The sequence below is a fragment of the Streptomyces sp. NPDC003300 genome, assembly GCF_040610915.1.
Taxonomy (GTDB): domain Bacteria; phylum Actinomycetota; class Actinomycetes; order Streptomycetales; family Streptomycetaceae; genus Actinacidiphila.
The window spans coordinates 85,427-98,016 of the sequence record NZ_JBEXNE010000027.1 but is presented as its reverse complement, the minus strand read 5'-3'; the positions used below and the strand labels follow the sequence as shown (position 1 = coordinate 98,016).

At 73.6% G+C, this 12,590-nt stretch carries 12 protein-coding genes; 3 read left to right on the top strand and 9 right to left on the bottom strand.

Annotated elements, in window-relative coordinates:
- The first annotated feature begins 129 nt into the window (after nucleotides 1-129).
- A complete protein-coding gene (locus ABZX65_RS30300) occupies nucleotides 130-498 on the top strand; it encodes a VOC family protein (protein WP_355347022.1) in 369 nt (122 codons plus the stop codon).
- 341 nt (nucleotides 499-839) lie between these two features.
- Nucleotides 840-1,766, top strand: a complete 927-nt coding sequence (locus ABZX65_RS30295; protein WP_355347019.1) for a lysylphosphatidylglycerol synthase domain-containing protein — start codon at nucleotides 840-842, stop codon at nucleotides 1,764-1,766.
- A 24-nt stretch (nucleotides 1,767-1,790) separates the two neighbouring features.
- Here ABZX65_RS30295 and ABZX65_RS30290 read toward each other — a convergent pair whose 3' ends face one another.
- The 3 genes from ABZX65_RS30290 to ABZX65_RS30280 form a co-directional block, all read right to left on the bottom strand.
- Nucleotides 1,791-2,984, bottom strand: coding sequence for a dipeptidase (locus ABZX65_RS30290; RefSeq protein ID WP_355347016.1), 1,194 nt, complete (start codon nucleotides 2,982-2,984; stop codon nucleotides 1,791-1,793).
- A 112-nt stretch (nucleotides 2,985-3,096) separates the two neighbouring features.
- Nucleotides 3,097-3,636, bottom strand: a complete 540-nt coding sequence (gene purE / locus ABZX65_RS30285; RefSeq protein WP_355347013.1) for a 5-(carboxyamino)imidazole ribonucleotide mutase — start codon at nucleotides 3,634-3,636, stop codon at nucleotides 3,097-3,099.
- Nucleotides 3,629-4,783, bottom strand: coding sequence for a 5-(carboxyamino)imidazole ribonucleotide synthase (locus ABZX65_RS30280; RefSeq protein ID WP_355347010.1), 1,155 nt, complete (start codon nucleotides 4,781-4,783; stop codon nucleotides 3,629-3,631). Before ABZX65_RS30280 ends, purE begins: the two co-directional genes overlap by 8 nt.
- Nucleotides 4,784-5,052: 269 nt before the next feature.
- On the opposite strand from ABZX65_RS30280, the gene ABZX65_RS30275 reads away from it, so the two are divergent.
- Nucleotides 5,053-5,619, top strand: coding sequence for a GtrA family protein (locus ABZX65_RS30275; RefSeq protein WP_355347007.1), 567 nt, complete (start codon nucleotides 5,053-5,055; stop codon nucleotides 5,617-5,619).
- Between the two features lie 77 nt (nucleotides 5,620-5,696).
- Here the strand turns inward: ABZX65_RS30275 and ABZX65_RS30270 are convergent, their stop codons facing one another.
- The 6 genes from ABZX65_RS30270 to ABZX65_RS30245 all read right to left on the bottom strand — a co-directional run bounded on the left by ABZX65_RS30270 (nucleotide 5,697) and on the right by ABZX65_RS30245 (nucleotide 12,448).
- The gene (locus ABZX65_RS30270) at nucleotides 5,697-6,965 is read right to left on the bottom strand and encodes an ATP-binding protein (RefSeq protein ID WP_355347004.1); all 1,269 of its coding nucleotides are present in this window, start codon (nucleotides 6,963-6,965) and stop codon (nucleotides 5,697-5,699) included.
- Between the two features lie 12 nt (nucleotides 6,966-6,977).
- Nucleotides 6,978-7,652, bottom strand: coding sequence for a response regulator transcription factor (locus ABZX65_RS30265; protein ID WP_188285980.1), 675 nt, complete (start codon nucleotides 7,650-7,652; stop codon nucleotides 6,978-6,980).
- A gap of 273 nt (nucleotides 7,653-7,925) precedes the next feature.
- On the bottom strand, nucleotides 7,926-8,300 hold the full coding sequence (locus tag ABZX65_RS30260; protein WP_355347039.1) for a VOC family protein: 375 nt from the start codon (nucleotides 8,298-8,300) through the stop codon (nucleotides 7,926-7,928).
- A gap of 242 nt (nucleotides 8,301-8,542) precedes the next feature.
- Nucleotides 8,543-9,877 carry a hypothetical protein gene (locus tag ABZX65_RS30255; RefSeq protein ID WP_355347001.1) on the bottom strand — a complete coding sequence of 445 codons (1,335 nt, stop codon included), beginning with the start codon at nucleotides 9,875-9,877 and terminating at the stop codon, nucleotides 8,543-8,545.
- Nucleotides 9,874-11,115: a hypothetical protein gene (locus ABZX65_RS30250; RefSeq protein WP_355347036.1), complete on the bottom strand. Its 1,242-nt coding sequence runs from the start codon at nucleotides 11,113-11,115 to the stop codon at nucleotides 9,874-9,876. The genes ABZX65_RS30255 and ABZX65_RS30250 overlap by 4 nt, the downstream gene beginning before the upstream one ends.
- A 25-nt stretch (nucleotides 11,116-11,140) precedes the next feature.
- Nucleotides 11,141-12,448 carry a DUF916 domain-containing protein gene (locus tag ABZX65_RS30245; RefSeq protein WP_355346998.1) on the bottom strand — a complete coding sequence of 436 codons (1,308 nt, stop codon included), beginning with the start codon at nucleotides 12,446-12,448 and terminating at the stop codon, nucleotides 11,141-11,143.
- Nucleotides 12,449-12,590 lie beyond the last annotated feature (142 nt).

The following is a 12,590-nucleotide window of genomic DNA, read 5'->3' as shown; positions in this document are numbered from 1 at the left end:
CTTGTTTATGTAACCGTTCCCGGCTGAGCCCGATTTCCTGGCACCCGTTGTACGCTTACCCGAAAACCCGGGCCCCGCGGCCGGCCCCCCGGCCGGTGGCACGGCAGCCCACCACGAGAGGAATCCGTCATGATCGGCACCTTGGGCGCGGTCGTCCTGGACTGTCCCGACCCGCGCGCGCTGGCCGCCTTCTACGCCGAGCTGGTCGGCGGCACGGTCGACGCGTCGGAGGACGACTGGGTCGACCTCAACCGCGAGGACGGCCAGCGCCTGTCCTTCCAGCTCGCCCCGGCCCACCGGGCGCCCCGCTGGCCCGACCCCGAGCGCCCCCAGCAGTTCCACCTCGACATCGCTGTGGAGCGCGCCGCGATGGACAGCGCGGAGAAGCAGGTGCTCGCGCTGGGCGCGACGCTCCTGGAGGGCGACCTGGACGGCGCGCGCAACTGGCGCGTGTACGCGGACCCCGCCGGGCACCCGTTCTGCCTCTGCGCCTGCTGAACGGCCGCCGTCCCCCGGCGGCCCCGCCGCCGTCGCCCCGCGGTCACCGCTCCGCCCCCTGGTCATCGGCCGTCCGACGCCCGGCCGTATTCCGGCCGTTGCATCCTGCTCGCGGTACTACGATCCGGTAGGCGCGTGACTGGCGGGGACGACCGAGAGCGGTGGCCATGCTCCGAACTCCACTGCGGCTGCGGGCATCCCTGCGACGACCACCGGGGGAAGCCGCACCACTGGAGCAGCGAGAACGAATACATCAGGGGGACGAGGGGCGGGAAGAGGGGGACGCCGACGAGGGGGACGCCGGGGAAGCGGCCGGGCGACCGGCCCGCAGGCGTACGCGGGTGCCGTGGCGCACCCTCGCCGGGCTCATACCCGTGCTGCTCGTCGGCGGCTGGGTGTCGCAGCACTGGTCGCTGATCGAGACCGGCTGCCGTGACCTGCTGGCCGCCAACCGTGGCTGGCTGCTGGCCGCGCTCGCGGCGACCGGCCTCGGCTGGGTCGCCAACGCCGTGGCCCGGCAGGGCACGGTGCTCGAACCGCTGCCGCCCGCCCGCCTGTTGGCCACGCAGTTCGCCGCGTCGGCCGCGGGACAGCTCGCCCCCGCCGGGATCGGCGCGAGCGCGGTCAATCTGCGCTTCCTGCGCACCCAGGGGCTTCCGCTGCTCCGCTCGTCGGCCGCCCTCGCGCTGTACTCGCTGGCGGAGTCCGTCGGCCGGGTGACGCTGCTGCTGGTGCTGCTCGCGCTCTTCCCGCACGCGCTGCACCTGCGCGGCCTGCTGCCCGACGGCAACGCGCTGCTGCTCCTCGGGCTGCTGGCCGTTCTCGTGCTCGGCGCGGCGGCGCTCGCGCTGGCGCTGCTCCGGCCGCTGCGCCGTACGATCCGCGACTTCCTGGCGGCGGCGCTCACCGACGCCCGCACGCTGCACACCCGGCCGTCCCGCGCGCTCGCGCTGTGGGGCGGCTCGCTGGCCTTCCCCGCGCTCCAGGCCGCCGGTCTCGCCGCGGTCACGCTCGCGCTGGGGATACCGGTCTCCGCCGCGCACGTCGCGCTCGCGTATCTGCTCGCCACGTGTCTGGCGGCGGCCGTGCCGACGCCCGGCGGGATCGGGTCGGTCGACGCGGCGCTCGCCCTGGCCCTGGTGGCGGCGGGCGCCTCGACGACCGCCGCCGCCTCCGCCGTGCTCGGCTACCGCATCGTCACGGTCTGGCTGCCGCTGGTGCCCGCCGCGCTGACGCTGGGCGCGCTGGTGCGGCGCAAGGTGCTCTGAGCGGGCGTCTTCGCCTCCACGGGGTCAGGCGCGCGGGCCGTCCAGGGCCGCGATCGTCGCCGTCGAGGGGCCGCGCCGGGCGCGGATCGCCGCGGCGGCCGACTCGGCCTCGCGCAGCACCCGTACCGCGTTCTTCCAGGTCAGCTTGGCGATGTCCGGGTCGGACCAGCCGCGGGTGAGCAGTTCGGCGATCAGGTGCGGGTAGCCGGAGACGTCGGCGAGGCCGTCGGGGGTGAAGGCCGTGCCGTCGTAGTCGCCGCCGATGCCGATGTGGTCGACGCCCGCGACGGCCCGCATGTGGTCGAGGTGGTCGGCGACGGTGGCCGCGGTGGCGACCGGGCGCGGGTGGGCGGCCTCGTACGCGCGCTGCACGGCCATGCCGTCCGGGGTGGTGTCGAGGTGGTGCAGGCCGTGGGCGCGCATGTTCTCGTCGGCCGCCGCGGTCCACTCGATGGCGGCGGGCAGGATGAACTTGGGCACGAAGGTCGCCATCGCGACACCGCCGTTGGCGGGCAGCGCGGCCAGTACGTCGTCGGGGATGTTGCGCACGTGGTCGCAGACGGCGCGGGACGAGGAGTGCGAGAAGAGCACCGGGGCCTCGGCGACCCGCAGCGCGGCGCGCATGGTGTCGGGCGAGACGTGGGAGAGGTCCACCAGCATCCCGAGCCGGTTCATCTCGCGCACGACCTCCTCGCCGAAGGCGGTGAGACCGCCCGCGACGGGCTTGTCGGTCGCCGAGTCCGCCCACGGGGTGTTGTCGTTGTGCGTGAGCGTCATGTAGCGGACGCCGAGGTCGTACAGGCCGCGCAGCGTCCCCAGCGAGCAGTCGATGGAGTGGCCGCCCTCGGCGCCCATCAGGGAGGCGATCCTGCCCTCGGTACGGGCGGTCTCCATGTCGTCGGCGGTCAGCGCGAGCCGCAGGTCGGCCGGGTAGCGGTCGGCCAACCGCCGTACGACGTCGATCTGTTCGAGCGTCGCGGTGACGGCCTCGCCGCCGGTCAGCTCCACCGACACGTACACCGACCAGAACTGCGCGCCGACGCCGCCCGCCCGCAGCCGCGGGATGTCGGTGTGCAGCCGGTCGCTCTGGTCGGCGGCGATGTCGAGCCGGTCGAGGTCGTACGCCACCTGCTCGCGCAGCGCCCACGGCAGGTCGTTGTGCCCGTCCACCACGGGGTGGGCGGCGAGCAGTTCGCGGGCGTGCGTCAGGTGGTCCACGTCGTACCTCCGGGTGGGGAGCGGGTGTTGGCGTCGACGGCCGGGAGCCGAGGGCGGCGGCCCTTGCGGGCCTTGCGGGGCTACGGGCCTACGGGCTTACGCGCCTTGCGGGTCAGAAGCCGAAGCCGCCCGCGCCCTTCGCCTTCGCGCGCAGCCGCTTGCCCTTCTCCGTCGCCTGCTCGTTGAGCGACTGCTGGAACTCCCGCATCCGGGTGAGGAGTTCGGGGTCGTGGGCGGCGAGGATGCGGATGGCGAGCAGCCCGGCGTTGCGGGCGCCCGCGACCGAGACGGTGGCGACCGGGACGCCCGCGGGCATCTGGACGATGGACAGCAGCGAGTCCATGCCGTCGAGGTACTTCAGCGGCACGGGCACGCCGATGACCGGCAGCGGAGTGACGGAGGCGAGCATGCCGGGCAGGTGGGCGGCGCCGCCCGCGCCCGCGATGATGGTCTTCAGGCCGCGGCCGTCGGCCTGCTCGCCGTACGCGATCATCTCGTGCGGCATGCGGTGCGCGGAGACCACGTCGACCTCGTAGGGCACCTCGAACTCGTCGAGGATCTGCGCGGCGGCCTCCATGACCTCCCAGTCGGAGTCCGAGCCCATCACGACGCCGACCAGCGGGCTCCCGGCGGAAGCGGCGGGGTTACTCATCGATCGTTCCTCGCAGATAGTCGGCCGCGTGCCGGGCGCGCTCGCGCACGTCCGCCAGGTCGTCGCCGTAGGTGTTGACGTGGCCGACCTTACGGCCGGGCTTCACGTCCTTGCCGTACATGTGGATCTTCAGACCCGGGTCGCGGGCCATGCAGTGCAGGTAGGCCGCGTACATGTCGGGGAAGTCGCCGCCGAGCACGTTGGCCATGACCGTCCAGCGGGCGCGCGGGCGCGGGTCGCCGAGCGGCAGGTCGAGGACGGCGCGCAGGTGGTTGGCGAACTGCGAGGTGACGGCGCCGTCCATGGTCCAGTGGCCGCTGTTGTGCGGGCGCATCGCCAGCTCGTTCACCAGGATGGCGGAGCTGCCGTCGGCCGCGCGGGTCTCGAACAGCTCCACGGCGAGGTGGCCGACCACGCCCAGCTCGCGCGCGACGGTCAGCGCGAGCTGCTGGGCCCGCGCGGACAGGGCGTCGGACAGGCCGGGCGCGGGCGCGATCACGGTGTCGCACACCCCGTCGACCTGGACGGACTCCACGACCGGGTACGCGACGGCCTGGCCGTGCGGCGACCTGACGACATTGGCCGCCAGCTCCCGTACGAAGTCCACCTTCTCCTCGGCGAGCACCGGGACGCCCGCGCGGAAGGGCTCGGCGGCGTCGGCCTCGGAGCGGGCGATCCACACGCCCTTGCCGTCGTAGCCGCCGCGCACGGTCTTCAGGACCACGGGGTAGCCCCCGGCCTGCTCCTGGGCGAACCGGGTGACGTCGGCGGGGTCGGTGACGATGCGGTTGACCGGGCAGGGCACGCCGATCTCGGCGAGGCGGGCGCGCATGACGCCCTTGTCCTGGGCGTGCACCAGCGCGTCGGGCCCCGGGCGTACGACGACGCCGTCCGCCTCCAGGGCGCGCAGGTGCTCGGCCGGTACGTGCTCGTGGTCAAAGGTCAGCACGTCGCACCCCTGGGCGAAGGCCCGCAGGGTCGCGAGGTCCCGGTAGTCACCCACGGTCACGTCGGCGACCACCTGGGCCGCCGAGTCCTGAGGGGTGTCGCTGAGAATCCTGAACCTGACGCCGAGCGGGATGCCCGCCTCGTGGGTCATGCGGGCGAGCTGGCCGCCGCCGATCATGCCGACTACCGGGAATGTCACGTTTTTTCCTGCCGGAGGTGCGCGGGCTGGTACTCGTAGGGGGTGCCACCAGGGTATCCGCCACGCGGGGACACGAATGACCGGCTCCGATCGACGTAGCTCCGTACGGCACGGTTAACATGTGGTGGAGACAACACGGAGACACGGGGCGACACGCAGGGACACCGACCGTGCCCCCTCGTCACCCGGTTTCTCAGCGGATTCCACCCCGTTCCCACCCATGACGGCACCCGCCCCCCACCTTCCACAGACAGGGCCGAGCGATCACCATGAGCGGACTGCGAGAGCTGCGTTCCCGACTGCGGCTGTTGTACCGCGAGATCGCGAAGTTCGGGGTCGTCGGCGCCGCCGGTGTGCTGGTCAACATCGGGGTGTTCAACCTGGTGCGGCACAGCACCGAGCTCCAGACCGTACGGGCCAGCATCCTGGCGACCGTGGTGTCCATCGCCTTCAACTACGTGGGCTTCCGGTACTTCACCTACCGTGACCGCGACAAGGCGGGCCGCACGAAGGAGCTCAGCCTCTTTCTCTTCTTCAGCGCCATCGGCCTGGTGATCGAGAACGGCGTGCTCTACACGGCGGTGTACGGCTTCGGCTGGGACAGCTCGCTCCAGGCCAACATCTTCAAATTCGTCGGCATCGGCGTGGCCACGCTCTTCCGCTTCTGGTCCTACCGGACCTGGGTCTTCCGGGCGCTGCCCGCGCGCGAGGCCGTGGAGCAGGCCGAGGCGTTCCTGGCCGACGGCAAGGGGCCGAAGGCGTCCGGTGCGACCGCCAGCGCCGCTGTCAGGGCCCGGCAGGCCGCGGCGGCCAGGGAAGACGACCGCTTCAACTGAGCGGCTTCTCGTCCCGCTCGACCGGGCCGCTTCTCTTCCGGCCGCTTCTCTTCCGGCCGCCTCAGCTCACGGCGTCCTCAGCTCACGACGTCCGCGCGGGGCGGCGGCGACGGGATCTCGCGGGACAGGAAGAGCGCGAAGACCGGGGGCCGCTGCTGGAGCAGTTCCAGCCGTCCGCCGTCCGCCTCCGCCAGGTCGCGGGCGACCGCGAGGCCGAGCCCGGTGGAGTTGCGCCCGCTGACCGTCCGCTCGAAGACCCGCCCGCCGAGGTCCGGCGGCACGCCCTGCCCGTCGTCGGTGACCTCCACGACGGCCTGGTTGCCGGTGACGCGGGTGTGCAGGGTGACGGTGCCCGCGCCGTGCATCAGCGAGTTCTCGATCAGCGTGGCGAGCACCTGCGCGACCGCGCCGGGGGTGCCGACCGCGCGCAGCCCCCGGGTGCCGGAGCGCGCGATGGTCCGGTTCTCGTTCTGGTACGCGGGCCGCCACTCCTCGACCTGCTGCTTGATCACCTCGTCGAGGTCGAAGTCGACGGCGGAGCCGCTGCGCGGGTCGCGGGCGTTGGTCAGCAGCCGCTGCACGACGTCGGTGAGCCGCTCGACCTGGCCGAGCGCGATCGTCGCCTCCTCCTTGACCGCCTCTTGGTCGTCGGCGGTCGCCACGATCTCCTCCAGCCGCATGGACAGCGCGGTCAGCGGCGTACGGAGCTGGTGGGAGGCGTCGGCCGCGAGCCGTCGTTCCGCGGTGAGCATCCGGCCGATCCGGTCGGCGCTGGCGTCCAGGACGTCGGCGATCCGGTCCAGTTCCGGGACGCCGTAGCGGCGGTGCCGGGGGCGCGGGTCGCCGGAGCCGAGCCGCTCGGCGGTCTCGGCGAGATCGGTGAGCGGGCTGACCAGCCGGCGGGCCTGGAGGACGGCCAGTATCACGGCGGCCAGCACCGCGAGCAGCGCGACCGCCAGGATCACCAGCAGGGTGCGGCCGATCTCCTGGCTGACCTTGGAGCGCGGCTCCTCGACCAGCACCTTCTCGCCGTGGCCGCCGGACTGCCGGGACGCCAGCACCCGCCCCTTGGGCTTGTCGCCGAGCGTCACCTCGGGGTGGCCGGACACCTGCACCACCGCGTAACGGTCGGCGGCGATCTGCCGGTCCAGGCCCTTGGCGGTGATGCTCTCCCCCGCCAGGATGCGGTTCTCCACGATGCCGACCAGGCGCACCGCCTCGGAGTCCACGCTCTCCTGGGCGCTGCTCTCGATCGTCCGGGTCTCCACGATGACCAGGGAGATCCCGAAGACGGCGATCACGACGAGCACCACGGCCAGCGTGGAGGAGATCAGACGGCGGCGCATGGAGCCAGCGTGTCAGTTCTTCTCGAACCGGAAGCCGACGCCGCGCACGGTGGAGATGTAGCGGGGGCTGGCCGCGTCGTCGCCGAGCTTCTTGCGCAGCCACGAGATGTGCATGTCCAGCGTCTTGGTCGAGGACCACCAGGTGGTGTCCCAGACCTCGCGCATGAGCTGCTCCCGCGTGACGACCCGGCCCGCGTCGCGTACGAGCACGCGCAGCAGGTCGAACTCCTTTGCGGTGAGCTGGAGCTCGTCGTCGCCCATCCACGCCCGGTGCGACTCGACGTCGATCCGGACGCCGTGGGTGGCGGGCTGGGTGGACTCGGTGGTGCCGCGGCGCAGCAGCGCCCGCACCCGGGCCAGCAGCTCCGCCAGGCGGAACGGCTTGGTGACGTAGTCGTCCGCGCCGGCGTCCAGGCCGACGACGGTGTCGACCTCGTCGGCCCGCGCGGTGAGGACCAGCACCGGGAAGGTGTGTCCCTCGGTACGGATCCTGCGGCACACATCGAGGCCGTCCATGCCGGGCAGGCCCAGGTCGAGCACCACCAGATCGACGGCGCCGAGCAGTGCCGTCTCCAGAGCGGTGGGTCCGTCCTCGCGCACCTCGACCTCGTAGCCCTCTCGGCGCAGTGCGCGCGCGAGCGGTTCCGAGATGGATGCGTCGTCCTCGGCGAGAAGTACGCGGGTCATGGGCTTGATGGTAGTCCGCACCGGGCGCCGGGGAGGCGGTGGTACGGAGAGCCGCCCCACGCCACCCGCCGCGCCCCCTGTCACGGCTCCGCTCGCGGCTCCTGGCGCGGGGCTGCCGGACAGCTGCCGGAGAGCCGCCGGAGTGCCGCCGGAGAGCTTCCCGGCAGCGGCCGGAGTGCCGGTGGAGCGGCCACGGACGGGCTGTCGGCGTCCGGACGCGGGGGCAGCCCCGCCGCCGAAGCCTTCGGGGGCGGGGCTGCCGGGGCCGGACGGTTAGAGGTAGGGGCGGGTGATCAGTTCGATCGCGTGGCCCGCGGGGTCCTTGAAGTAGACGCCCCGGCCGCCGTGTTCGGTGTTGATCTCACCGGGGCGGCGCATCTGCGGATCGGCCCAGTGCTCGACGGCGCGGTCGCACAGCCGCCGGTAGGCCCGGTCGAAGAGTGCGTCGTCGACCAGGAACGCGTAGTGCTGCATCTGGATCTCCACCGGCGGCTCGGCGAACTGGAGCAGCACCCCTGCGTCGAGCTGGACGTTGGTGAACGGACCCCAGGACGGCGCCTCGGGAAGTTCCAGCAGCTCTCGGAAGAACCGCGCCGATTCCTCGCGGTCCTTCGCAGCGACGATGGTGTGGTTGAACGTGACGGTCATACGGCTGGCCTCGCTGGTGCTCGACACGGAAAAGGGACTCGCGGCGCACGAGCGCCGGGAGGTCCGCGTGCCGAGCGGGGGTGCCTTCCGCGCACCCGCTGTCCGGTCAGTCCTCCGCCGGATGGCCGATCCGTGAGTGGCGTAGCGCCGGTCCGGGGTTCACGTCGGCCGACGCTACGTGGTCCCGCGGGCCGCGACAACAGCCCGTCGCCCGGCTGATGTCGCGGGCCGTCCTGCGCGGGTCAGCGGCGGAGGAAGCGGCGCCAGGGGGTGAAGGTGAGGACGGCGGCGCCGAGGAGGAGGGCGGTGGCGGCGACGTAACCGAGGGCGCGGAGGGGGCCGTTGGCGTCGGAGCCGGTGGCGGCGAGGTCGCCGCCCGTAGTGGAGCCGGTCGTGCTCGAACCGCCGGTCGTGGAGCCGGTGGCGCCGCCGGTGGTCGTGGAGCCGGTCGTGCCGCCGCCGGGGGCGGCGGTGGTGTCGAGGGTGAGGGAGACCGGGGCGGCCTTCGTGGGCGTGCAGGTGGCGACGGCGGTGCCGCCGTCGGTGAGTTTGATGACGAGGGTGCCGGGGCTCAGCCCGACCTTGCCGGTTTTGCCGGGCACGAAGCGGCCCTTGATGTCGTCGATGGTGATGGGCGCGTTCTGGGCGAAGGCGGTGCTGTTCGGGGAGCCGGTGAGCGTGAGGGAGCCGGTCTGGGCACCGCTGAGCAGCACGGTGATACTCGGTGTGATCATGCCCTTGCTGATCGGACTCGGGCTGTCCATCACGCTGTTGCCGAACTTCACGGTGAGGTCGTAGCCGGAGGACGCCTTCGCCGCGTCGATCTCGACCTTCGAGGTGGCCGACTTGTCACCGATCAGCGTCTTGCAGGCGTACGGCACGTCCACGGACGTCCCCTTGAACGAGGTGCCGCCCGTCCCGCCGCCTGTCCCACCGGACGTGCCGCCGGACGTGCCTCCGGATGTGCCTCCGGTGGTCGTACCGCCCGAGGTTGTCGTGCCGCCCGTCGTCGTACCGCCGGAAGTCGCGTCCCCCTCCGTCACCTTGATCGTGGTGGCGACCGGCACGGCGGCCGTGGGGGTGCAGACGGTGTCGGTGGAGATCGGGTAGCTGACGTTGATGGTGTAGGCGCCCGGGGAGAGGGTGATGTCACCGGCCTTGGTGAGCTTGAGGGTGCCGGTCATGTCGGAGAGCTTCATTTCGCTGTTCTTGGGGATGGCCGGATTCCGGCGCGGGCCCTGGACGTCGAGGGTGCCGGTCTGGGCGCCGCCGAGTGTGACCTTGCCGGACGGCTGCACCTTGTCGGCGGGCAGGTCGATGATGTCGGGGTTCTTGGAGGCGGCCTGGACGGTCTTCCAGGTGACGGTGACCGTGTCGCCGACCTTGGCGGTGGCGGGCGCGGTGATGTCGGCCTTGGTGGTGCCGTCGATGGGGCCGAGTCCTGACGCGGCCGGGGGCACGCACCTGGTCGCGAAGTCGGATTCCGCGGCGTGCGCGGCCCCCGCGGTCATCAGCACCGATCCGCCGCCGAGCAGCAGGGCGGCCACGGCCGCGGACGCGCTTCGTCGTATGGTCACGGGCTTCCTTTCGAAGGGGGGCTCGGGGCGGGGCTCTCGTCGGACCCGGACCCGGGCCCGGAGCCGGACCCGAAGCCGGAGTCGGAGTCGGAAGAGCGCGGCGGCACGGAGCCGCGCAGGGCGGGCAGGGCGCCGTGGGTGAACCAGGGCAGCGGGCCCGCGTCCGGCGCGTACGAGGGCCGCGGGGGCGCGGAGGCCGGTGGCGGCGGTCCGGGCGGCGCGTGGCGTCCGCGCGGGACGGCGGCCTTCAGCGGCAGGTGGGCCAGTACGGTCGCCGGGTGCCACGCGGGCCGCCCGCCGGGCACGGCGGCTCCCGCGCCGGGCCTGAGCCGGTCGACCGCCAGCATCCCGAGCCGGAAGACGGCGGCCGGGACGACCAGGAAGAGCAGGATCCAGAAGAGGGTGACGCCCCACGGCCGCCCGACCGACCACGCCTCGGTGACCAGCACCTTTCCGCCGTAGCGCAGTTGTACGGTGTACGCGCCGTGCGCGCCGGAGCCCAGCTCCACCGGGAAGCCGATCCGCTGTTTCCCGCCGGGCGCGACCGTGCCGTGCCACTGCTGGCGGTCCCACCGGGGTGCGTAGACGCCGTGCGAGGCGCCGATGTCGAAGGCCGGGTCCTTGACGGCGCCCGAGCCCAGATTGCCGACGGTGAACACGAGCGTGCGGTGCGCGGGCGCGCCGAACCAGGTGAGCAGTCCGCCGCCGCCGCGCAGCCGCGCGGTCAGTACGGCGAGCCTGCCGGTGCCGGTCCGCGCGGGCAGCGGCGCGGTGGGGTGTCCTGTGACGGTGAACGGCGCGTCCACGGTGAGCTGTTCACCGGTCACCGTGGACACGTGGATGACGCAGGGGCACGGCTTCGGCGGCGCCACGACCGGCAGCCCGCGGCTGAACTTCCCCGCCGCGTCGGTGGTGACGGCCCGGCCGGAGGCGTTGGCGCAGGAGTTGGTGCCGCCGATCGCGTCCTGGCCGCAGAGCAGGATGGCCAGCAGGGTGCCGGGTTTCCAGCCCGCGCCGACCACGGTGACGTCGCCGCCGGGGCGGGCCGCGCCGGGGTGCGCCACGACGGTCGGCGCCGTGGCGGCGGCGGGCGCGCGGAGCACGGCGGAGTCGGCGGGCGCGCCGAGCGCTGCCGGTGCCGCGACGGCCGAACCGGCCGTCAGGACAAGGGCGGTGACGAAGGCGAGGACCGGCCGCCGGAGCCGTGCCCGCCGCCCGAGGCCCAACCGCCGTCCCAGAAGCCCGCTTCGCGTCGCCCGCACGTCAACTCCCGCCCGTCGGCGCGCCGATGACGGCGGTGCCGGGGCCGGAGTCCGCGCCCGTATCCGCACCTGAGCCGGTGTCCGTGTCGGTGTCCCCGCCCGCGCCCGTGCCCGCACGCGGACCGGGGCCCGTGTACGTATCCGAAGCGTCCGGCACCGCGTCCGGCCCGGCGCCAGATGCCGCCTCAGCGGCTTCCGCCGCCGGGTGCCGCGACCGCCGGCGGCGTACGTACCAGACGGCCGACACCGCGAGTCCGGCCAGGACGAGCGCCACCGCGAGCCAGGGTGCGACGAGGTACGAGGCGGTGCCGCGCTCGTCGACGCCGCCGGTCGCGGTGCTGACGGTCAGCCGGACCGAGACGCGGTCGAAGGCCGGGGCGCCCGCCCACTTCTCGGTGAGGCTGACCTGCTGTCCCGGCAGGAGTTCGAGGGGCAGGTCGCGGGCCGGGCGGTTGAGCAGGGTGCGGCCGAACAGGCCGGTGGCCTTGACGGCCAGGCGCGGCGACAGGGTGACATTGCCGCGGTTGACCAGCGTGTAGTGGATGGTGGCGGCCGTGCTGCCGGTGCCGGGAAGCAGCGGGTCGCCGTGGCTGACGGTGAGGTGTTCGACGGAGAGCGCGGCCAGGCTCGGCCCGCCGACCCGCAGGTAGACGCGCGCGCCGACCGCCCGGCGCACGCCGACCGCGACCTTGCCCGAGCCCTCGTCGGTCCGGGTGTCCAGGGCGACGATCGCGCCGGGGTGATCGCCGGGCGAGGCGTTGGCCGGGACGGCGAGGGTGAACGGGATGTCGGCGCGGGTGCGCGGCGGCACGGTCAGCGTGGTCTTGGCGAGCCGGATCCAGGTGCCGACGTCGCGGTTGGTCTCGTCGGGGCCCCGGACGGCGAAGCCGCCGTCGCGCGGGGTGTTGTACGCGTCGGCGCCGTAGAGCCTGAAGGTCATCGGCGCGGTGGAGAGGTTGGAGACCGACACCTTGTCCTTGACGGTGGTGCCGGGGTCGGCCTGGAGGGTGAAGAACTGCCGTTCCTGGCCGGTGGCACTGGGGTCGGCGGCGCCCGCGGCAGGGGCGGGGAAAACCGACCAGCGCCCGTTGTCGGCGGCGCCGGCCGGTCCCGCCGCCGGACCGAGGAGAGCGGCGAGGCCGACCGCCACGACGGCCCCGGTCGCGGTGAGCGCGCGCAGGCCCGTGGCCGCCGCGGACCGTGCCCGCGCCCGCGCCCGTCCGCGAGGAAGTACGCCCCGAGGTGTGCCCGCGGGTGTCCCCGCAGGTGTGCCCGCGAGCACGTCCGGAAGCGGCGGACGGGGCCGCACGCGTATCCGCGTACGCGTCCGCGCGTCGGCCCCGACCCGGGCGGCGCGCGGGCGGGACCGGGACGGCGGCGGTGACCACGACCGTGCTCGCGACCACGACATCCTCGTCAACTCCCTCGGTCGGCAGCAGTATCTGACTGTG